The following is a 19,372-nucleotide window of genomic DNA, read 5'->3' on the forward strand; positions in this document are numbered from 1 at the left end:
CCCTGCGGCGCGGCTACGATCGGGTCCCGTGCCGTCGCCGTCGCGTTCCAACCTCGCCTACCGCAACGTCGCACGCATCGTGCGCCCGTTGATGTTCGCGACGACCCGCCCCGACTGGCACGGTGCCGAGCACCTGCCGACCGAGGGCGGGTTCGTCGCGGTCGCCAACCACATGACGGAGGCCGACCCGCTCACGTTCGCCCACTACCTGTGGGACAACGGGCACGTCCCGCGTGTGCTGGCCAAGGCCTCGCTGTTCCGGGTCCCCGTCGTGGGGGCCGTGCTGCGCGCGACGGGTCAGATCCCGGTGCACCGTGACACCGCGGCGGCGGGCGACTCGCTGCGGGCTGCCGTCGAGGCGGTGCGGCAGGGGGAGTGCGTGGCGGTGTTCCCCGAGGGCACCCTCACGCGTGACCCCGACCTGTGGCCGATGGCCGGACGGACGGGCGCCGCGCGCCTCGCGCTGACGACGCGGGCGCCCGTCGTGCCCGTCGCGCAGTGGGGTCCGCAGGACCTCCTCGCGCGGTACGGCAAGGTCCCGCACCCCGTGCCGCGCAAGAAGGTCACGATCGTCGCCGGGCCCCCCGTCGAGCTGTCCGACCTCTACGACCGGCCGCAGGACACCGCGACGCTGCGTGAGGCGACCGAGCGCATCATGACGGCCATCACCGTGCTGCTCGAGGGGATCCGCGGGGAGCACGCGCCGGCGGAGCGGTACGACGTGCGCCGGCGACGCACGGCCGAGGACGGGACGGCACCGTGACGCGGCCGACCGGTCCGCTGCGGGCCGCCGTCCTCGGGTCGGGGAGCTGGGGCACGACCTTCGCCGCCGTCATGGCCGACGCAGGGTGCGACGTCACCGTCTGGGGGCGCGACGCGGCCACGGTGGACGAGATCGCACGCGACCGCCGCAACTCCCGGTACCTGCCGGGCGTGGAGCTGCCCGCCGCGGTCACCGCGACGCAGGACGCACGCGCGGCGGTGGCCGACGCCGACGTGGTGGCGGTCGCCGTGCCGTCGCAGCGCGCCCGTGCCGTGCTCGCGCCCCTGGCCGACGCGGTGCCCGGCCATACCGTGCTGGTGTCGCTCATGAAGGGCGTCGAGCTGGAGACCGACCAGCGGATGAGCGAGGTCGTCGCGGAGAGCCTGGGCATCGCCGCCGACCGTGTCGCGGTGCTGTCCGGGCCGAACCTCGCGCGGGAGATCGCCCTGCGCCAGCCGACGGCCACCGTCGTGGCGTCCACGAGCCCCGACACGGCTGCCCTCGTGGCGCGGGCGTGCGCGTCGTCCTACTTCCGCCCGTACACCAACCCCGACGTCGTGGGGGTCGAGCTGTGCGGCGCGGTGAAGAACGTCATCGCGCTGGCCGTCGGCATCTCGCAGGGGCGGGGCATGGGCTTCAACACCATGGCCACGGTCATCACGAGGGGCCTGGTCGAGATCACCCGCCTGGGGCTGGCGCTCGGTGCCGACGCCGAGACGTTCCCCGGCCTGGCCGGGATGGGTGACCTCATGGCGACCTGCGCGTCCCCGGACTCGCGCAACCACACGCTGGGCGTGCACATCGGGCGGGGGATGCGCCTCGACGAGGCGGTCGTCGCCACGGGTGGGACGGCCGAGGGTGTGAAGTCCTGCCGCTCGGTGCTGGAGCTCGCCACGTCCCTCGGCGTGGAGATGCCCATCACGTCGGCCGTCGTGCAGGTGCTGCACGAGAACCTGCCCGTCGACGAGCTGGCCGGGCTGCTGCTCGCACGCCCGCACAAGGCCGAGGGCGTCCGACCCGACGCGACCCGCGTGCCCTGACGGGACGTCAGCCGGCTCCGCCCGGCTGCGGTGCCGCTGTGCCCGTGCGCGTGGCCGCGCTGCGGGTCCGCGCTGCCGCGGCCAGCGCGGCGTCGAGGTCCGCCCACAGGTCCTCGACGTCCTCGATCCCGACCGACAGCCGGACCAGGTCGTCCGGCACCGTGGGCGACTCGGTGGCGAAGCGGCGGCGGCGCTCCAGCGTCGACTCCACCCCACCCAGGCTGGTGGCCGGCACCCACAGCCGTACCGCCGCGACCAGGGCGTCGGCGCCGCCGGCGCCGCCGACGGGACGCACACCGAGGATCGCCCCGAACCCGTCCATCTGCGCGGCCGCGCGCAGGTGGCCCGGATCGTCGGGCAGGCCCGGGTAGCGCACCTCGACGACGTGCGCGTGCGCGGCGAGCCGCCGCGCCAGCTCGGCCGCGTTCTGCTGGGCGCGCTCGACGCGCAGCGCGAGCGTGCGCAGGCCGCGCAGCGCCAGCCACACCTCGAACGGGCCCGCGATCGCGCCGCGCGTGGTGCGGTGGGCAACCAGGCGGGCGTGCAGCTCCGGGTCGTCGGTGACGGTGGCGCCCAGCACGACGTCGGAGTGGCCCGCGAGGTACTTGGTGACCGAGTGCACGACGACGTCCGCGCCGTGCGCCAGCGGGCGCTGCAGCAGGGGGGTGGCGAAGGTGCTGTCGACGGCCACGAGCGCCCCGACCTCGTGCGCTGCCGCCACCAGCGCCGGCAGGTCCGCGACCTCGAGCATGGGGTTGGTGGGCGACTCGAGCCACAGCAGGTCGGCGGGACCGTCCGCACCGCCCCGTACGGCGGCGACCACCGCGTCCGTGTCGGCCACGTCGACGGGCTCCACCCGCAGCAGGCCGCGCCCGGCGAGCTCGCCCAGCAGCACGAGCGTCACCTGGTACGCGTGGCGCGGCACCACCACGCGCCCGCCCACCGGCACGAGCGAGAGGGCGGCGTCGACGGCCGCCATGCCGGACGCGTACACAGTGGCGGGCGGGCCCGTGACCGCGCGCCCCGTCGCCGGGTGGTCGGTGCGCTCGAGCACCGCCAGCGCCTCCTCGAACGGCTCCCACGCCGGGGTGCCGATGCGGCCGTACACGTGCTCGCCCGCGGCGGGCGCGCCCTGCGAGACGAACGTCGAGGTGAGCACCACCGCCGGGTTGAGCGCCGCACCGGGCGTGCGTGCAGGGCGGCCGGCGCTGACCGCGAGGGTGCGCGGCGAGGGGGCCGCGGGGCGGCCGTCGGGTCGCGGGGCGGGGGCGTCGGGCACCGGCGTGGTCACCGGGGCAGGCTACGCCCGGCGGGGGTGCCGCGCGGGTCCCCGACCGCAGCGCGGGAGGGTAGGGTCGGTGCGCGATGGACGCCACCGAGATGCCCCTGCCCGACGACGGCACCCGCAGCGGTGGTGACGCTCCCGCGGGCGGTCGCCGCCCGCGGGTCATGGTGCTCTTCGGAGGTCGCTCCGGTGAGCACGCCATCAGCTGTGCGACGGCCGGTGGCGTCCTGCGCGCCATCGACCGCACCCGCTACGACGTGGTCGCCGTCGGCATCACGCGCACCGGCCAGTGGGTCCTGGCCGACGACGACCCCGAGCGCTGGGCGATCCGCGACGGGCACCTGCCGGAGGTCGAGGACACGGCGACGCGCGTGCTGCTGCCGCAGGGGACGGGCGAGCACGACGTGCAGGTCGTCCGCGACGGGCGCCTCGACGCCCCGCTCGGTGCCGTCGACGTCGTCTTCCCGCTGCTGCACGGCCCGTTCGGTGAGGACGGCACGCTGCAGGGCCTGCTGGAGCTGGCCGACCTGCGGTACGTCGGCTCCGGCGTCCTCGCGTCGGCCGTGGGCATGGACAAGCACATGATGAAGCTCGTGCTGGCCGGCTCCGGCCTGACCGTCGGCCCGTTCCGCGTGCTCCCGGGCGGGCGGCCGGCCGACGACGCGCTCCTCGCGTCGTGGGTCGAGGAGCTCGGCCTGCCGTTGTTCGTCAAGCCCGCACGCGCGGGGTCGAGCCTGGGGATCTCCCGGGTCGACGACGCCGCGGACCTCGCCGCGGCCGTCGCCGCCGCGCGCGAGCACGACCCGAAGGTCATCGTCGAGGCCGGTCTCGCCGGCCGCGAGATCGAGTGCGGCGTGCTCGGCGGCCGCGGCGGCGCCGCGCCCCGCGCGTCCCTTCCCGGGGAGATCGTCGTCACCGACGCCCGCCACAGCTTCTACGACTTCGAGGCCAAGTACCTCGACGAGGCGGGCGTGACGCTGTCCTGCCCCGCCGACCTCGACCCCGACGTCGTCGCCCGGGTGCAGGACGCCGCGGTGCGGGCCTTCGAGGCCGTGGGCTGCGAGGGCCTCGCGCGCGTCGACGTGTTCGTGACCCCCGACGGCGAGGTCGTGGTCAACGAGATCAACACCATGCCCGGCTTCACGCCGTACTCGATGTACCCGCGGATGTGGCAGGTCACGGGCCTGGAGTACGCGGACCTCGTCGACGAGCTGGTCGGCCTCGCGCTCGAGCGGCCCACCGGCCTGCGCTGAGCGCGACGCCCGTCACAGGCAGCTGCGCTGCTGCTCCGTGAGGGCGACCGCCGGTCCGAGCAGGTCGACGAACGACGTCGAGTGGGTCGTCGCGACGGCCTCGGGCACCAGGAGCTCGACCGCCGGCACGCGGCCGTACGTCGTGAAGGTCCAGTCGCCGTCGTCCTCGACGACCACCCAGTCGATCGTCGGGCCCTGCGGTGTGGTGACCGACCGGCACTGGTCGGTGGTGGGGCCCGGCGGCTCGACGCCGCACCGCAGCACGAGGGCCGCACCGGGCTCGCCCCACGCCGTGGTGGCCTGGGCGTCGGTGTCGAGGCGGTCCAGGCCGTCGCCGAGCGAGTCGGGCAGCGCCAGCACGACCGAGGCGCACACGGGGTCGGTGGCGTGCGGCGCGACCGTCACGGGCACGGTCGGGGCGCAGGCCGTCAGGAGGAGGAGCGCGCCGGTCGCGGCGAGGGCGGCGGCGGTGGGACGGTGGTGCACGCCGCCACGCTACCCGGCGCGCGGCGGTGCCCACGCCCGCGGGCCCGCGCACCGCGGCGCAGCGTCTAGCGTGGTCCCGTGCCCCGGGATCCTGCCGTCGTGTCCGACCTCGCCGAGCAGGACCTGCTGGACCTGATCCTCCCGCACCTGCCCGTGGGCTCGGGCACGCTGGTCCCGCCCGGGGACGACGCGGCCGTGGTCGCGGCCCCGGACGGCCGCTACGTCGTGACCTGCGACGTGCTGGTCGAGGACGTGCACTTCCGCCGCCGCTGGTCGAGCGGGCAGGACGTCGGTCGACGGGCAGCCATGCAGAACCTCGCCGACGTGGCCGCCATGGGCGCGCGGTCCGTCGCCCTCGTCGTCGGGCTGGTGGTGCCGGGCGAGACGCCCGTCGCGTGGGTCGAGGACCTCGCCCGCGGGCTCGGGGACGCGTGCCGCCCGCTCGACGTCGGCGTCGTGGGCGGCGACCTGTCGTCCGGGCCGGCGCTCATGGTGTCGGTCACGGCGCACGGGGACCTCGAGGGGCGCGTGCCGGTGCGGCGCGGGGGCGCGCGGCCCGGTGACGTGATCGCCCACGCGGGACGCCGGGGGTGGTCCGCGGCCGGTCTCGGTCTGCTGACGGCGGGGCGCGAGGACACCGACCCCGGTCTGGTGGCCGCCTACCGCTCGCCCGAACCGGTCCTGGCCGCGGGGCCGGCGGCGGCCCGCGCGGGGGCCACGGCCATGCTCGACGTGTCCGACGGGCTGCTCGTCGACGCCGGGCGCCTCGCCCGGGCGAGCGGGGTGACGCTCGCGCTCGACGCCCCCGGTGACGCGTTCGCCGACGACGTCGCGCGCCTCGCGCCCGCGGCCGCGCTGCTGGGCGCGGACCCGCTCGACTGGGTGCTGGCCGGGGGTGAGGACCACGGTCTGCTCGCGACGTTCCCGCCGGGCGCGGTGCTGCCGCCGCCGTTCCGTGCGGTCGGCGTCGTGCGCGAGCGGGGGACCGAGGCCGTGCTCGTGGCGGGTGCGGCGCCGACGGTCGCCCCGGGGTGGGACCACTTCGGTCGGTGACGCACCCGGCCGTGGCGCACCGCGTGCGGGTCAGCCGCGGCGGTACCGCACCTCGAGCAGGTCGGCGCCGCCGATGGTCTCGAGGCGCTCGACGCCGTCCGGTGAGAACCCGTGGCGCCGGTAGAAGTGCCGGGCGCGGGTGTTGTCGGCGAGCACCCACAGCGCCATCGGCGTCCGCTCACCCACCTCGGCGAGCACGGTGCGGATCAGGTCCCGTGCGACGCCGTGCCCCCACGTGCCGGGGTCCAGGTAGATCGAGTAGATCTCGCGCTCCCCGCGTCGGGCGTCCTCGTCACGGCTCGGGCCGTACGTCGCGAAGCCGAGCAGGTGCCCGTCGGACTCCGCGACGAGCGTGCGCACGTGGTCGGCCGGCCCGTCGGCGAGCATCCGGGCCCACCGCTCCCTGCGGCTGTCGGGGTCGAGCGAGCGCAGGTGCTCCGCCGGGACGATGCCGGCGTACGCCTCCTGCCACGAGCGCACGTGCACGGCGGCGATCTCCGCCGCGTCGTCGGTGGTCGCGGGACGGATGGTGACCTCGTCGATGTGCTCGACCATGCCGACACCCTGCCACAGGTCCCGGGCAGCACGAAGGCCCGCGAGCTGATGCTCGCGGGCCCTCGGCGTGTCGTTCGTGTGTCCGCGCCGTGCGTCCCGTCGGGTCGCCGGGCGGTGCAGCGGCTCAGACGGCGCGCTGGACCTTGCCGGCCTTGAGGCACGAGGTGCACACGTTGAGGCGCTTCGGGGTCCCGGCGACGACGACGCGCACGCGCTGGATGTTCGGGTTCCAACGCCGCTTCGTACGCACGTGGGAGTGCGAGATGCTGTGCCCGAAGCTCGGGCGCTTGGCGCAGACGTCGCAGTTGGCAGCCACGGTCTTCTCCTGGTTCTGTCCTGTCGCGGGCCGACGGGCGACCCGGGGTCGTGCACGTCCCGCGCTCCCGCGCATCGGCCGGGCCCGCGGGCCCGGGACCGCACGGCGGTGCGTCGGAAGGTCTGTGGGGGTGCCGGACGGTGGTCCGGGCAACCGGGCAAGACTAGCCCATCGTCGGGGCAGCACCCAAATGTGGGCGGCGTGCGGCACAGTGGGCGCCGACGGTCCCGCGGGGTGCCAGTCGATACCGTCGGTCGCCGATGCCGTCGGTCGTCGATGCCGTCGTTCGTCGACTCCGTCGTTCGTCGATACCGTCGATGGTCGACCGCCGTCGGTCGTCGACCCACCGTCGGCTGCCGCAGCACGTCACCCGCGCCGGACCGGCGCAGCGAGCGGAGAGGGAGATGCGCGTGGAGGTCGCGGCGCGACAGGTCGTGCTCGACGGCGACGCCGTGCGCGCGTGGGCGGCCGGGGCGCTCACCGCGTGCCGGGCCGCGCGGGAGCTCATCGACGCCGTCAACGTGTTCCCCGTCCCTGACGCGGACACCGGCTCGAACGTCACGCTGACCGTCGCGGGCGGCGCGGCGGCCGTCGCAGCGGACGGGGGGCTCGACGGACCGACAGAGCTCCTGGCGACCTTCGCCCACGGTGCTGCCAGGGCCGCGCGCGGCAACTCCGGGATCATCCTGAGCCAGTGGCTCGTCGGCCTGTCGGCGGGCCTGGCGGACGGTTCGCCGACGGACCGGGACGGCACGGCGGCTCTCGTCAGCGGCCTCGAGCGGGCCGCCCGCGCCGCACGGGCCGCGGTGCCGGACCCCCAGGAGGGCACGGTCCTCACGATCGCCCGCGAGGTCGCGACGCACGCGCGGCACGGCATGCGGCGCACCGAGGGCTCGCCCGCCGACGTCCTGGCGGCTGCGACGGACGCCGCCCGCGCCGACCTGGACCGGCTCAGCGCGAGCCACGACGTCCTGCGTGCGGCGCACGTGGTCGACGCGGGGGCGTGCGCGCTGCTCGTCGTGCTCGACGCGCTCGTGCACACCCTGCGCACCGGTGGGCGGGCCCTGCAGGAGGCCGACCTCGACCTGACGTGGCTGCCCCGGGCAGGACCGGACGTCGTCGCGGGGTGCGCGCCGGCGTCGGGCGGCGCGTACGAGGTGATGATGCTGGTCCGGGCCACGTGGCCGGGAGTCACCGACCTCGCCGTCGCGCTGCAGGGCGTCGGGGAGGCCGTCGCCGTCGTCGACGCCGGGGCATCGCGGCACGCGCACGTGCACTGCGACGACCCGGCAGCGGCGATCGCGCTGGTGCCCGACGCCGCGCGGGAGCAGGTCGTGGTGCGGCGGGTCGACGAGCCGACGCCGGCCGATCGCGGGCTCGTCGTGCTCACGCCGTCGCCCGGGTTGTCGGCCTGGTACGCGACGTGCGGCGCGGTGACGCTCGTGGGCCCCGACCCCGACGTCGAGCAGGTCGCCCGTGCGGCCGTCGACACGCGCGCCGGGCGGGTCGTCGTGGTCGGCGCGGGCGTCGCGCCGGTGGCCGCTGCTCCCGCCGATCCGCGCTTCGACCTGCTGGCGACGACGGGGGACGGCCCCGCGGTCGTCGCGTGCCTCGCCCTCGTCGCGGACCCGCAGGTCACGCCCGAGGCGGGAAGCGACGCCCTGCGACGTCTGCGTGCCGGCACCCCGACCGGCGCTGACGAGGTGCCGGCGGTCGTGGCAGCCCTGCTCGCGGACGCGCGCGGCGCGCAGGGGGTCACGCTCGTGCACGGCGTCGACGTCGACCGAGCGGCGGTACGCGCCGCGGCGGACGTGCTGCGTGCGGCGCACCCTCAGCTGGAGGTGGTCGTCGCCGGCCCGGCCGCCGGTGCCGCGTGGTGGGTGGGGGTCGACTGACGTGCTCGCCGCCGACCCGCTCACCGTCCCCCTGACGCGTCTGAACGCCCGCACCGCGAAGGCGCTGGGCAAGCTCGGGCTCGTGACCTCCGGCGACCTGCTGCGGCACTACCCGCGCAGGTACGCCGAGCCGGGCACGCTGACCGACATGGCGAGCCTGCGCGTGGGCGAGCACGTGACGGTCGTGGCGGAGGTCGTCCGGACCTCCTTGCGCCCGACGGCGCAGGGTCGCGGTCTCCTGCAGTCGACCATCACCGACGGGCACAGCCGCATCGAGCTCACGTTCTTCGCGTCGCACGTCAAGAAGCTCGAGTGGCGCCAGGGCCAGCTGCGCCCCGGTCGGCGCGGCCTGTTCACCGGCGAGGTGTCGCTCTACCGCGACACCCTGCAGCTCATGCACCCGGAGTGCCGGCTGTTCGGCGCCGACGACGACGCGCACGAGGAGGACGAGGCGCTGGTCGAGGCCGGTCGCCCGATCCCGGTGTACCCGGCGGTCGCGGGCTTCGAGTCGTGGAAGGTCGCCCAGGCCGTGCGCACGGTGCTCGACCCCCTGCGCGAGGATGACGTGCCGGACCCCGTCCCGCCGCAGCTGCGGGAACGCGACGCGCTGCCGACGCTGGTCGAGGCGCTGCGCCTGGTGCACCTGCCGCAGGACGAGTCGGACTGGCAGCGCGGTCGCGCCCGGCTGCGCTACGAGGAGGCCCTCGTGCTGCAGGCCGAGCTCGCGCGCCGCCGGGCCCGCGTCGCACGCGAGGAGGCGGTGGCCCGTCCGGCCCGGGAGGGTGGGCTGCTCGAGGCGTTCGACGCGCGCCTGCCGTTCACCCTGACGGCCGGGCAGCGAGCGGTCGGTGAGGAGATCGCCGGTGAGCTCGCCGCCCCGCGTCCCATGCAGCGCCTGCTGCAGGGCGAGGTCGGCTCGGGCAAGACCGTGGTCGCGCTCCGCGCGATGCTGCAGGTCGTCGACGCCGGCGGGCAGGCGGCGCTGCTCGCGCCCACGGAGGTCCTGGCGGCGCAGCACGCGCGCACGCTGCGCGGGCTGCTGGGCGACCTCGCCGAGGGCGGGTTCCTCGGTGGAGCGGCCCTGGCCACGCGTGTGGCGCTGCTGACGGGCTCGCTGCCGACGGCGGCGCGGCGCAGCGCGATGCTCGACGCCGCGAGCGGGGCCGCCGGCATCGTGGTGGGCACCCACGCGCTGCTGTCGCAGGACGTGCAGTTCGCGGACCTGGGCCTGGTGGTCGTCGACGAGCAGCACCGGTTCGGGGTCGAGCAGCGCGACGCGCTGCGGGCGAAGGCCGGCCGCACGCCCCACACGCTGGTGATGACGGCGACGCCCATCCCGCGGACGGTGGCCATGACCGTCTTCGGCGACCTCGAGACGTCGGTGCTCAGCGAGGTGCCCGCCGGGCGGCAGGGCATCACGACGCACGTCGTGCCCGCGGACAACCCGCGCTGGACCGACCGGACCTGGCAGCGCGTGCGGGAGGAGGTCGACGGTGGTGGCCGCGCGTACGTCGTGTGCCCCCGCATCGACGGCGACGCGGTGGCGGGCGACGCGGCCGACGAGGACGGCAGCGACCTCGTGCTGGACGCCGGCCCGACCGTCGGGGCACCTGACGCCGGGGTGCGCCGCCCGCTGCGGGCGGTGCTCGACGTCGCCGAGGAGCTGCGTGCCCGCCCCGACCTCGCCGGTGTCGGGGTCGGCGTCCTGCACGGCCGGCTCACCCCCGAGGAGAAGGACAGGGCGTTCGCGGCGTTCGCGACGGGCGAGGCGCCCGTGCTCGTGTCCACGACGGTCGTCGAGGTCGGTGTCGACGTCCCCGACGCCACGGTCATGGTCGTGCTCGACGCCGACCGGTTCGGCATCTCGCAGCTGCACCAGCTGCGGGGCCGGGTCGGGCGGGGGACCCGCCCGGGCCTCTGCCTGCTGGTCAGCGCGGCGCAGCCGGGGACGGACGCCCACACACGTCTCGAGACGCTCGCGGCGACGACGGACGGCTTCGAGCTCGCCGCGCTCGACCTCGAGCTGCGGCACGAGGGCGACGTGCTGGGCGCCGCCCAGCACGGGCGCGGCAGCTCGCTGCGGCTGCTGCGAGTCACCCGGGACGCCGACGTCATCGCGCGGGCCCGCACCGACGCGCGCGCGCTCGTCGAGCAGGACGGTGACCTCGACGCGTGGCCGGCGCTGCGGGCCGCCATCGAGGCGTCGCTGGCGGGGGAGCGCGAGGAGTTCCTCGATCGGACGTGACCGTCGGCCCACGACCCGGTCCACCGGTCCGTCGCCGGGCCGGACGGCCGCGGTTGCTGACTACCCTGGCCGCATGGCTCCCGTGGTGCACGCTCGTGACTTGCAGGTCGGCTACGGCGAGGCACCCGTGTGCGCCCCCGTCACCTTCACGCTCGAGGAGGGTGCCGCGGTCGCGCTCGTCGGGGCCAACGGGTCCGGCAAGTCCACGGTCCTCAAGACCGTCCTCGGGCTGCTCGACCCGCTGGGCGGGGACGTCCAGGTCCTCGGTCGCCCGGTCGACGAGCGTGAGACGTCGTTCCGGCGCGAGGTGTCCAGCGTGCTCGACGACGACGCGTACTTCCCCGCCCTGACCGTGGCGGAGCACCTGTACCTCACCGCGCGCGGCCACGGCGTCCTCGGGGCGAAGGCGGAGGTCGCGGCGCTCCTCGAGGAGTTCGGCCTCGCGGACCACGCGCGCGCCACGCCCGTCTCGCTGTCCTCGGGTCAGCGCCGCCGTCTCCTGCTGGCCGCGGGCTTCGCCCGGCCCCGGTCCCTGCTGGTGCTCGACGAGCCCGAGCAGAGGCTCGACCAGCGCATGCGCGCGCGCCTCGCGGACCTCCTCCGGGCGGAGCGGGACGCCGGCGGTGCCGTGCTCATCGCGACGCACGACCCCGACCTCGTCGCCGCGGTCTGCACCCGGGCCGTGCACGTCTCCGACGAGGCGTCGCTGGTCCTGGAGCCCGCCGAGGCGGCCGACCGGATCGCCCGGGTCGCGTTGTGACCGACGTCGACGCCCGCGCGGACGACCCGCGCGACGTGCGCGACGACCCGCGGGTCGGGGACTTCGAGCTGGGGGAGGTGCCCTCCGCGCGGGAGATCCGCCGGTTCACTGCCAGGGCCGCGCGGGCCCGAGCCGGCGTGGGTGCCGGATCCCTGCTGACGGAGCTGTACACCGTGGCGGTGAGCGTCGCGCTCTCGGTGCTCATCGTGCTGGGGATCGTCCAGCAGCTCGGTGACGCGCTGCCCCCGGCGCCGCCGACGGCCGAGCCGGGCGGGCTCAGCCTGCCGGTGCTCGTCGCGACGATCCTGCTGGCGGCCGTCGGTGCGCTCCTGTCCACGGCCGGACGTCTCGGGCCCGTCGGCGCCGAGGGGGCGCAGGCCGCGTGGTGGCTCCCGCTGCCGGTGGACCGGCGTGGCCTCCTGCGCCCTGCCGCCACCCGCGTCCCGCTCGTGGCGGCCCTCGCCGGGGGCATGGTCGTGGTGGTGCTCGAGGCCGGCCTGCTGGAGCGCCGGGGCGCGGAGCTGGTCCGCGCCGGCGTGCTCGGCGCGGCGGTCGCCGCCCTCGTCGTGCTCGCCGCCGCGGTCGCGCAGTCCCGCGGCGTGCCGCGGCGCCGGACCGCGCTGGTCGGCGACCTCCTCCTCGTCGCCGCACCCGTGCTCGCGGCCCTGGTGGTCCTGAGCGGACGCACACCCAGCTCCCTGCCGTCGGTGACGTGGGCGGCCGTCGCGGTGGTGGTCGTCGTGGCGGGCGCGCTGGCCGCACTCGTGGACCGCCGCCTCGGCGCGCTGCCGGGCCGCACGCTGCGCGAGGGCGGCTCCGTCGCCACCCACGCCGTCGGGGCGGTCGTGTCGCTCGACTCGCGCGAGCTGGGGCGCGCGTTGTCCGGTGGTGTGGCGGCACCCTCTCGTCGCCGGACGTCCCGGTTGTCGACCGTCCGCGGGCCGATGACCGCGCTGGTGACGGCCGACCTGGTCGTCCTGCGCCGGTCGTTGCGGCACGTGGTGCAGATCGTCGTGGCGACGGGCCTGCCCGTGCTGGCCACGGTGGTGCCGCAGCTCGCCGGCCCCGTCGGCATCCTGGTGACGGTGCTGCTGGGGGGCTGGATGATGTCGAGCGCGAGCGCCGAGGGCTCGCGGTGGGCCGAGATGGCGCCCGTGATCGACCGTCTCCTGCCGCTCGGCGACCGCACCGTGCGGCGGCTGCGCATGGTCGTCCCCGGTCTGGTCGCCCTCGTGTGGTCGGTCGTCGTGTTCACCGCGGTCGGCCGCTGGGCGGGCGCGACGCTGGACTGGCTCCTGCTCGGGGTCGGCGCAGCGCCGGTGTGGGCTGCGGCCGCCGTCCGGGCCGCCTACCGCCCCTCCCCGCGCTGGGACAAGCCGCTGATCTCGACGCCCGCCGGCGCGCTGCCCATGGGGGTGATGCAGGTGATCGCCCGCGGGCCGGACCTCGTGGCCTTCTGCCTGCTTCCCGTGTGGGTCGCGATCGCGCTCGGCACGGTGACGACGATCATGGTGACCGGGCAGGTCTGGATGTCGGCCATCGCGGTGATGATCGCGTCGTCGACGGCGGAGAAGGGCTGGATGGAGCGCATGCTCGAGGAGCAGGACCAGCGCAAGGCCGGTGCGCCGTGACGCGGATCGTCGCGGGCAGCGCGGGCGGGCGCACGCTCGCGGTACCCGCCTCGGGGACACGCCCGACGAGCGAGCGGGTGCGCGAGGCGCTGTTCTCGCGGTTGGAGCACCTCGACGCCGTCGACGGTGCGCGCGTGCTCGACCTGTTCGCCGGCTCCGGCGCCCTCGGCCTGGAGGCCGTCAGCCGGGGGGCGGCCCACGCCGTGCTCGTCGACGCCGCGCGTGGGGCCGTCGACGTGTGCCGCCGCAACGCCCGCACGCTCGGGCTCGCCGACCGCGTCGACGTGGTCGCCGACAAGGTCGACCGGTACCTCGCGCGCGTCGCCCCGGTGGGATCGCCGGATGTCGAGGCCTTCGACCTGGTGCTGGTCGACCCGCCCTACGACCTGCCCGACGACGCCCTCGCCACGGCCGTCGCCGGCGCGGCGCGCTGCACCGCACCGGGAGGCGTGGTCGTCGTCGAGCGCTCGTCGCGCGCCGCGGCGCCGACGTGGCCGTCGCCGCTCGTCGCGCTCGCCGACCGGCGCTACGGCGAGACCCGGGTGTGGTTCGCGGAGCACCCCGTCTGAGGGCGTGCACCATCCTGCCGCTCACTCCACGGCGACCGTGACCACCGCGATGTCGTCGCGCGCGTCACCCGCCTGGTGAAGCGGTCCGTGTCCGCACGCCGCAGCGCTCGTGGAGCGCGCGCAGGACGTCGCGCGGGGCGTCGTGCTCCACGGACGCCGCCCGTACCGTGCGCCGGGCGAGCGCCGTCACGGCGGCGGCCCCGGCGCCCTTGCCGGCGTGCCGAAGGCGCTCCGGTACGCGGACGGCGTCGTGCCCAGGTGCCGACGGGTGTGCAGGCGCAGGTTGTCGCCCGTGCCGAGCCCTGTGCGCCGGGCGACCTCCTCGACCGGCATCGTCGGGTCGGCCTCGAGCAGCTCGCGCGCGCGGTGGACCCGCTGCTCGCTGAGCCAGCGGAGCGGTGAGGTCCCCGTCTCGTCGCGCCAGCGCCGCTGGAGGGTGCGCGTCGAGACGTGGGCGTGGTGGGCGAGGGCGTCCAGGGTCATCGCCTCGCCCAGGTGCTCGAGCGCCCAGGCCCGGGTGTCGGCGAGCGAGCCCCCGGCGACGTCGGGCACGGGTGCCGCGACGAACTGCGCCTGACCTCCCTCCCGGTGGGCGGCGACGACGAGCCGCCGCGCGACCTCGCGTGCCGCCCGGGCGCCGTGGTCACGGCGCACGACGTGCAGGCACAGGTCGATCCCGGCCGCCATGCCGGCCGACGTGAGCACGTCGCCCTCGTCGACGAACAGCACGTCGCGCTCGACGACGACGGTCGGGTGGCGTGCCACGAGCTCGTCCGTGTGCCGCCAGTGCGTCGTCGCGCGGCGACCGTCGAGCACCCCTGCGGCCGCGAGGGCGAACGCGCCGGTGCAGATGGACACGAGGCGGACGCCGCGGTCGTGCGCCGCGCGCAGCAGCTCGAGGGCCGGGCCCGGAGGCGGCGCCCAGGTGGGCCAGAAGCCCGGGACGACGACGGTCCGTGCCTCAGCGAACGCCTCGGGCCCGGCGTGCGGGGTGACTCCGTAGCCGGAGCTCGTGGTCACCGGCGCGCCGTCCGCGGTCACGAGTCGCACGGAGTACGGCGCGTCGGTCCCGGCGAAGACCTCGAGCGGGATCGTCATGTCGAACGCGACCACGCCGGGCAGGGCGAGGACCGCGACGCGGTGGGGCTGCGGCTGGTCCATGGCGGGATCCTACGGAAGGCCGGCGTTCACGACACTGGTCCACGGTGCGCGACGGCGCCACGATCGAGCCATGACGACGCCCGCCGCACTCCCACCGGCCCTGGCCGACCTGCTCGACGGGGGCCGTCTGGTGCTCCCGCCCGGCGACGTCCCGCGCGCGGCGCTCGCGCTCGCGCGGGACCTCGAGCCCGACTACCTCCTGCACCACAGCGTGCGCAGCTGGGTCCTCGCACGGGTCGCGGCCGCAGAGCGCGGGTGGCGGCCGGCCGACTTCGACGACGTGGCGCTGTTCGTCGCGTGCGTGCTGCACGACACCGGGCTGCACCTGGCCTCACGCGGTGACCGGCGCTTCGAGGTCGAGGGTGCCGACCTGGCGCGGTCGTTCGTGATCTCCCAGGGCCTGCCGACGAGCACGGCCGACACGGTGTGGGACGCGGTCGCCCTGCACACGTCGGTCGGGATCGCCGAGCACAAGCAGGCCGAGGTCGCGCTCGCGCGCGCGGGCATCGCCATGGACTTCGGGTCCGGCGCGGACGCCGTGCCGGACACCCTGGCAGCGGTGCTCACGACGGAGCTGCCTCGCCTCGACCTGACGCGCCGGATCGTCGACGCGATCGTCGAGCACGCCGCCGGCAGCGACGTGCGCGCTCCTGCGGCGAGCCTGCCGGGCCTGCTCGTGCGTGAGAGGCGCGAGCCGCCGCACGTCACGTCGATGGAGCGCGCGGCCGCGGCGGGGCGCTGGGGCGTCTGACGTCCGAGGAGGTGGTGCTCGGCAGTTGTTCGGCCGTCGCACGGGACCCGAGCCCGCACGGCGGATGTCCGTGCCCTGTCGCAGCATGGTCGTCATGCCCAGCACGTCGACCATGAACCGTGTCCTCGTCGTCCTCGTCGCCGCGGGTGTCGCCGTCACCGCAGGGTGCGGTGCCGCGCCGCGGGAGGCGCCGACGGCGGTCCCCACCGCGAGCAGCACCCCGGCCCCGACGACCACGCGGTCGCCGACCGCCACGCAGCTGCCGCTCGCACTCGAGGAGCTCGAGGCCCGCTACGACGCCCGCCTCGGCGTGCACGCCGTCGACACCGGCACCGGTGCCGCGGTCGCGTGGCGCCCCGACGAGCGGTTCGCGTACGCGTCGACGATCAAGGCCCTCGCGGCCGGCGCGGTCCTCGACCTCGTCGGCGTGGACGGGCTTGCCCGCGAGGTCCCGGTCCGGGCCGAGGACATCGTGACCTACTCGCCGGTGACGGAGACGCGCGTCGGGGGCACGATGACGCTCGCCGAGGTGGCGGAGGCGGCCGTGACGCGCAGCGACAACACCGCCGGCAACCTGCTCTTCGAGGTGCTGGGCGGCCCTGCGGCGCTCGACGAGGCGCTCGCGGTCCTCGGCGACGACGTCACCGTCGTCGCCCGCACCGAACCCGACCTCAACGAGGCCACGCCGGGTGACGAGCGCGACACCACGACGCCGCGGGTGCTGGCCGCGGACCTGCGCGAGTACGTCCTCGGAACGACGCTCACGGACGACGAGCGGGCCGTCCTCACCGCCTGGCTCACCGGGACGCAGACCGGCGACACCCTGGTGCGCGCCCTGCTGCCTGCCGACTGGGTGGTCGGCGACAAGTCCGGCACCGGGGGCTTCGGCACCCGGAACGACGTCGCGGTCGTGTGGCCGACGGACGGTGCACCGATCGTGGTCGCCGTCATGTCCGACCGTGCGGAGCGCGACGCCGAGCCCGACGACGCCGTCGTCGCCGAGGCGGCGGCAGCCGCGGTCGCGGCCCTCGGGCGGTCCTGACGTCGCGCCTCGTCCGGCTGTCGCCGAACGCTCAGCGCACGGACGCCACGTACCGGTGGTCGGCTGCCCGTAGCCGCTCGACCAGCACGTCGCCGACGGCCGTCGCGGGCGTGAGCGACCCGGCACGGTCCGGGAGCCGGTCGCCGTCCAGCGCCAGGGCGAGCGCCGCCTCCCCGAGCATCACGGCCGTCGCGGAGTAGCCGGGGTCACCCCGGCCGGCGGCCAGCGCGCGGTAGTGCTGACCGGTCGTCGTCACCGCGTGGAGGTCCATGCGGAACCACCCGGCGCGCCGGGTCTCCGCGTCCGGGCCCGTGCCCGGGGCCGGCAGCACCCGGTCGAGCAGCGCACGCGTCGGTGGCGCCGCCAGCGCCGCGAGCGCGAGCGGCAGCCCGACCGTCAGCCCGGCGGCCCTCGCCGCCCCGCGCAGCCCGGAGCCGGTCGCCGCCACCTCCTGGTAGCGCAGCTCGCGGCCGTACGCCCAGCCTTGCAGCGCGTTCGACCGCCGCACCACGCGCGTGTTGAACGACCCCATCGGCGACGTCGCGACCCAGCGGCCGTCGACCGTGCGCCCGGGCGCCGGGGTGTCCGAGGGCTGCGGCACGTCCGGCTCGGCGGTGCGGTCGGGACTCAGGGAGAACGGGTCGGCGAGCAGGCGGCGGACTGCCGGGTCCCGTCCGGCCAGCTCGGCGATGCCGCGCGCCGACGCGACGGTGCCGCCGCTGACACCGCCGCGCGCGCTCGCGACCAGGCGGACGCGCCCCAGCGAGCCGGCGCCGTCGGCGGCGACGCGCCGGTGCAGCACCAGGACGGCGAGGTCGGACGGGACGGCGTCGTACCCGCACGCGTGGACGAGGCGCGCTCCGGTCGCCCGGGCGACCTCGTCGTGCGCGTCGGCGGCCTGCCGGACGAACGGCACCTCGCCGGTCAGGTCGGCGTAGTGGGTGCCGGCGCGGGCGCACGCCTCGACGACCGGAAGCCCGTGCTGCAGGTACGGCCCCACGGTGCTGACCAGGACGCGCGTCGACGCGGCCAGCGCGCGCAGGGACGGCGCGTCGTCGGTGTCCGCGACGAGGACCGGCCACGCGTGGGCGCGCTCGGGAAGCGCCGCCCGCGTCCGTACCAACCTCTCGTGGGACCGTCCTGCCAGCGCGATGCGGGTCCCGGCAGGGGCCTGCCGCGCGAGGTGCTCGCACAGGAGCGTCCCGACGAACCCGGTCGCCCCGAGGACGACGACGTCGTGCTCGCGTGCGGTGCCGACCATCCGGTCAGCGTGTCGCCGCCCGCGGGGGAGTGCAACCGCGGGCGTCGCCGACGGTCGTGACGAAGCGGTCCAGCACGGCGACCCAGCGGTCGCGGGCCTCGTCCTTCGCCGCGGGCGTGGGCAGGCCGGTCTGCGTCGCGACGAGCGTGGCCGTGGCGCCACCGCGTGGCTCGCTCGTCACGGCGACGGGCCACCCCTCGCGCGAGCGGGCGCGCCAGGTGATCCGCCGTTCGGTGCCGCTGACGCGCGGCTCGCCGACGACGCAGTCGCGGACCTCGTCGTCCTCGGTGGCGAAACGCGTCCACGCCGCCATGAGGTCGGTCATGTCCCACGGCGTCGCTCGGCTCACGCTGGTCTGGAACGTGCCGTCCGACCGCTGCCCGGGCGGCCGCCGGCCGATGTGCTGCTCGTACGCGACGGTCACGGACCGGGCCCACCACGCGGCGGAGGGCGTCGTGCCCTCCATCTCGGCGGTCACGCGTCCGGCGATCGTGCCGTGGTCCGGCCGCGCGGCACCCCACGACCCCAGGAGCCCGAGCCACGCGTCCCAGGTCCGGCCCGTCGCGCGTTCGAGCTGCTCGATCCGGCGGTTCGCCGTCGTGGTCCCTCCTGCGTCGAGCATGCGCTCTGCACGCGGGGCGACCCGGTCCGGCGGGGCGGTGCCTGCTCAGCCGTGCAGGACGGTGAGCACGGGCCCGTCGTCGCCGAGCACGTGCGTGCCGGCCGTCGAGAAGCCGTGCCGCTCGTAGAACGGCAGGTTGCGTGGATCGGTCGTGCCGAGCCACGGCGTGCCGGTGACGTCGCGCAGGGCGCCGATGCCGTGGTCGAGCAGCTCGCCACCCCGACCGCGCGACTGGTGCGCCGGGTGCACCGCGAGGTAGTTGAGGTAGGGGCCGGGGGTCGTCGGGGCGAGGGCGCCCGCACCACCCAGCGCGCCGAGCACCTGCGTCGCCCTGCGCGCGCCGACGAGGGCGCGCAGCACGCCGGCGGGTGACGGCAGCGTCGAGGTGGCGGACGTGGCGGCGACGTCGGCACCCGGCAGCCGCCACGCCGCGACGGCGACCGGGACGTCGTCGACCGCCAGGACGTCGACCCGACCGGCCGCCAGGTAGCGCTCGAGGGACGGGCCGAGCCAGGCCGCGCACGCCTCGGTACGGGTCTCGTCGTCCGGCAGCACCCAGCGCATCAGCGGGTTGTCGTCGTAGGCCAGCGCGCACACCGTGCGCAGGACCGGCAGGTCGGCGTACGTCGCGGTGCGGACGTGGCTCACGGAGGAACGCTAGCGCGTCGCCGTCGGGTCCGTCGG

At 76.5% G+C, this 19,372-nt stretch carries 19 protein-coding genes; 11 read left to right on the forward strand and 8 right to left on the reverse strand.

Annotated features, from left to right (window positions below; translation table 11 throughout):
- Positions 1–28 precede the first annotated feature (28 nt).
- Complete coding sequence (locus J1G43_RS08015) at positions 29–763, forward strand: 1-acyl-sn-glycerol-3-phosphate acyltransferase (protein ID WP_207370620.1); 735 nt, start codon at positions 29–31, stop codon at positions 761–763.
- Positions 760–1,803: an NAD(P)H-dependent glycerol-3-phosphate dehydrogenase gene (locus J1G43_RS08020; protein ID WP_307859517.1), complete on the forward strand. Its 1,044-nt coding sequence runs from the start codon at positions 760–762 to the stop codon at positions 1,801–1,803. Before J1G43_RS08015 ends, J1G43_RS08020 begins: the two co-directional genes overlap by 4 nt.
- A 7-nt stretch (positions 1,804–1,810) precedes the next feature.
- Here the strand turns inward: J1G43_RS08020 and J1G43_RS08025 are convergent, their stop codons facing one another.
- Positions 1,811–3,094: a PLP-dependent transferase gene (locus J1G43_RS08025; RefSeq protein ID WP_307859518.1), complete on the reverse strand. Its 1,284-nt coding sequence runs from the start codon at positions 3,092–3,094 to the stop codon at positions 1,811–1,813.
- A 74-nt stretch (positions 3,095–3,168) separates the two neighbouring features.
- Here J1G43_RS08025 and J1G43_RS08030 point away from each other — a divergent pair, with 74 nt between their 5' ends.
- Complete coding sequence (locus J1G43_RS08030; RefSeq protein WP_207340986.1) at positions 3,169–4,341, forward strand: D-alanine--D-alanine ligase family protein; 1,173 nt, start codon at positions 3,169–3,171, stop codon at positions 4,339–4,341.
- Between the two features lie 12 nt (positions 4,342–4,353).
- Here the strand turns inward: J1G43_RS08030 and J1G43_RS08035 are convergent, their stop codons facing one another.
- A complete protein-coding gene (locus tag J1G43_RS08035; RefSeq protein WP_207340987.1) occupies positions 4,354–4,827 on the reverse strand; it encodes a DUF3515 family protein in 474 nt (157 codons plus the stop codon).
- A gap of 78 nt (positions 4,828–4,905) precedes the next feature.
- Between J1G43_RS08035 and J1G43_RS08040 the strand changes: the two genes are divergently transcribed.
- Entirely contained in the window at positions 4,906–5,880 is a 975-nt protein-coding gene (locus J1G43_RS08040; protein WP_207340988.1) for a thiamine-phosphate kinase, read from the forward strand.
- 30 nt (positions 5,881–5,910) lie between these two features.
- Here the strand turns inward: J1G43_RS08040 and J1G43_RS08045 are convergent, their stop codons facing one another.
- Together J1G43_RS08045 and rpmB are read right to left on the reverse strand one after the other, a co-directional pair.
- Positions 5,911–6,435, reverse strand: coding sequence for a GNAT family N-acetyltransferase (locus J1G43_RS08045; protein ID WP_207340989.1), 525 nt, complete (start codon positions 6,433–6,435; stop codon positions 5,911–5,913).
- Positions 6,436–6,559: 124 nt separating this feature from the next.
- A complete protein-coding gene (rpmB, locus tag J1G43_RS08050; protein ID WP_046528726.1) occupies positions 6,560–6,751 on the reverse strand; it encodes a 50S ribosomal protein L28 in 192 nt (63 codons plus the stop codon).
- Between the two features lie 404 nt (positions 6,752–7,155).
- Here rpmB and J1G43_RS08055 point away from each other — a divergent pair, with 404 nt between their 5' ends.
- The 5 genes from J1G43_RS08055 to rsmD all read left to right on the forward strand — a co-directional run bounded on the left by J1G43_RS08055 (position 7,156) and on the right by rsmD (position 13,851).
- Complete coding sequence (locus J1G43_RS08055) at positions 7,156–8,646, forward strand: DAK2 domain-containing protein (protein WP_207340990.1); 1,491 nt, start codon at positions 7,156–7,158, stop codon at positions 8,644–8,646.
- Between the two features lies 1 nt (position 8,647).
- A complete protein-coding gene (locus J1G43_RS08060; protein WP_207340991.1) occupies positions 8,648–10,891 on the forward strand; it encodes an ATP-dependent DNA helicase RecG in 2,244 nt (747 codons plus the stop codon).
- Positions 10,892–10,964: 73 nt separating this feature from the next.
- Positions 10,965–11,651: an ABC transporter ATP-binding protein gene (locus J1G43_RS08065; RefSeq protein WP_207340992.1), complete on the forward strand. Its 687-nt coding sequence runs from the start codon at positions 10,965–10,967 to the stop codon at positions 11,649–11,651.
- Entirely contained in the window at positions 11,648–13,282 is a 1,635-nt protein-coding gene (locus tag J1G43_RS08070) for a DUF6297 family protein (protein ID WP_249670565.1), read from the forward strand. The genes J1G43_RS08065 and J1G43_RS08070 overlap by 4 nt, the downstream gene beginning before the upstream one ends.
- Positions 13,279–13,851 (forward strand): 16S rRNA (guanine(966)-N(2))-methyltransferase RsmD, encoded by a 573-nt coding sequence (rsmD, locus tag J1G43_RS08075; protein ID WP_207370616.1) that lies wholly within the window; start codon positions 13,279–13,281, stop codon positions 13,849–13,851. Before J1G43_RS08070 ends, rsmD begins: the two co-directional genes overlap by 4 nt.
- A 186-nt stretch (positions 13,852–14,037) precedes the next feature.
- Here the strand turns inward: rsmD and J1G43_RS08080 are convergent, their stop codons facing one another.
- Positions 14,038–15,012, reverse strand: a complete 975-nt coding sequence (locus J1G43_RS08080; RefSeq protein ID WP_207340994.1) for a GlxA family transcriptional regulator — start codon at positions 15,010–15,012, stop codon at positions 14,038–14,040.
- A gap of 70 nt (positions 15,013–15,082) precedes the next feature.
- Between J1G43_RS08080 and J1G43_RS08085 the strand changes: the two genes are divergently transcribed.
- Positions 15,083–15,763 (forward strand): HD domain-containing protein, encoded by a 681-nt coding sequence (locus tag J1G43_RS08085; RefSeq protein WP_207378313.1) that lies wholly within the window; start codon positions 15,083–15,085, stop codon positions 15,761–15,763.
- A 94-nt stretch (positions 15,764–15,857) separates the two neighbouring features.
- Positions 15,858–16,805, forward strand: a complete 948-nt coding sequence (bla, locus tag J1G43_RS08090; protein WP_242635522.1) for a class A beta-lactamase — start codon at positions 15,858–15,860, stop codon at positions 16,803–16,805.
- 31 nt (positions 16,806–16,836) lie between these two features.
- Here bla and J1G43_RS08095 read toward each other — a convergent pair whose 3' ends face one another.
- Genes J1G43_RS08095 through J1G43_RS08105 form a run of 3 tightly spaced genes read right to left on the reverse strand, consistent with a single transcriptional unit; the run spans position 16,837 to position 19,336 of the window.
- Positions 16,837–18,066, reverse strand: a complete 1,230-nt coding sequence (locus J1G43_RS08095; protein WP_207340996.1) for a trans-acting enoyl reductase family protein — start codon at positions 18,064–18,066, stop codon at positions 16,837–16,839.
- 4 nt (positions 18,067–18,070) lie between these two features.
- A complete protein-coding gene (locus J1G43_RS08100) occupies positions 18,071–18,688 on the reverse strand; it encodes a hypothetical protein (protein WP_207378314.1) in 618 nt (205 codons plus the stop codon).
- A gap of 45 nt (positions 18,689–18,733) precedes the next feature.
- Complete coding sequence (locus tag J1G43_RS08105; RefSeq protein WP_207370612.1) at positions 18,734–19,336, reverse strand: GNAT family N-acetyltransferase; 603 nt, start codon at positions 19,334–19,336, stop codon at positions 18,734–18,736.
- Positions 19,337–19,372: the final 36 nt, after the last annotated feature.

The organism is Cellulomonas sp. zg-ZUI22, from assembly GCF_017353535.1.
Lineage (GTDB): Bacteria > Actinomycetota > Actinomycetes > Actinomycetales > Cellulomonadaceae > Cellulomonas > Cellulomonas wangleii.

Excerpts from the sequence above, each read along its gene's own strand:
- J1G43_RS08030 (WP_207340986.1), top strand. The coding sequence starts at position 3,169 with ATGGACGCCACCGAGATGCCCCTGCCCGACGACGGCACCCGCAGCGGT.
- J1G43_RS08045 (WP_207340989.1), bottom strand. The coding sequence starts at position 6,435 with ATGGTCGAGCACATCGACGAGGTCACCATCCGTCCCGCGACCACCGAC.
- J1G43_RS08055 (WP_207340990.1), top strand. The coding sequence starts at position 7,156 with ATGCGCGTGGAGGTCGCGGCGCGACAGGTCGTGCTCGACGGCGACGCC.
- J1G43_RS08065 (WP_207340992.1), top strand. The coding sequence starts at position 10,965 with ATGGCTCCCGTGGTGCACGCTCGTGACTTGCAGGTCGGCTACGGCGAG.
- J1G43_RS08080 (WP_207340994.1), bottom strand. The coding sequence starts at position 15,012 with ATGGACCAGCCGCAGCCCCACCGCGTCGCGGTCCTCGCCCTGCCCGGC.
- J1G43_RS08085 (WP_207378313.1), top strand. The coding sequence starts at position 15,083 with ATGACGACGCCCGCCGCACTCCCACCGGCCCTGGCCGACCTGCTCGAC.
- bla (WP_242635522.1), top strand. The coding sequence starts at position 15,858 with ATGCCCAGCACGTCGACCATGAACCGTGTCCTCGTCGTCCTCGTCGCC.
- J1G43_RS08095 (WP_207340996.1), bottom strand. The coding sequence starts at position 18,066 with ATGGTCGGCACCGCACGCGAGCACGACGTCGTCGTCCTCGGGGCGACC.
- J1G43_RS08100 (WP_207378314.1), bottom strand. The coding sequence starts at position 18,688 with ATGCTCGACGCAGGAGGGACCACGACGGCGAACCGCCGGATCGAGCAG.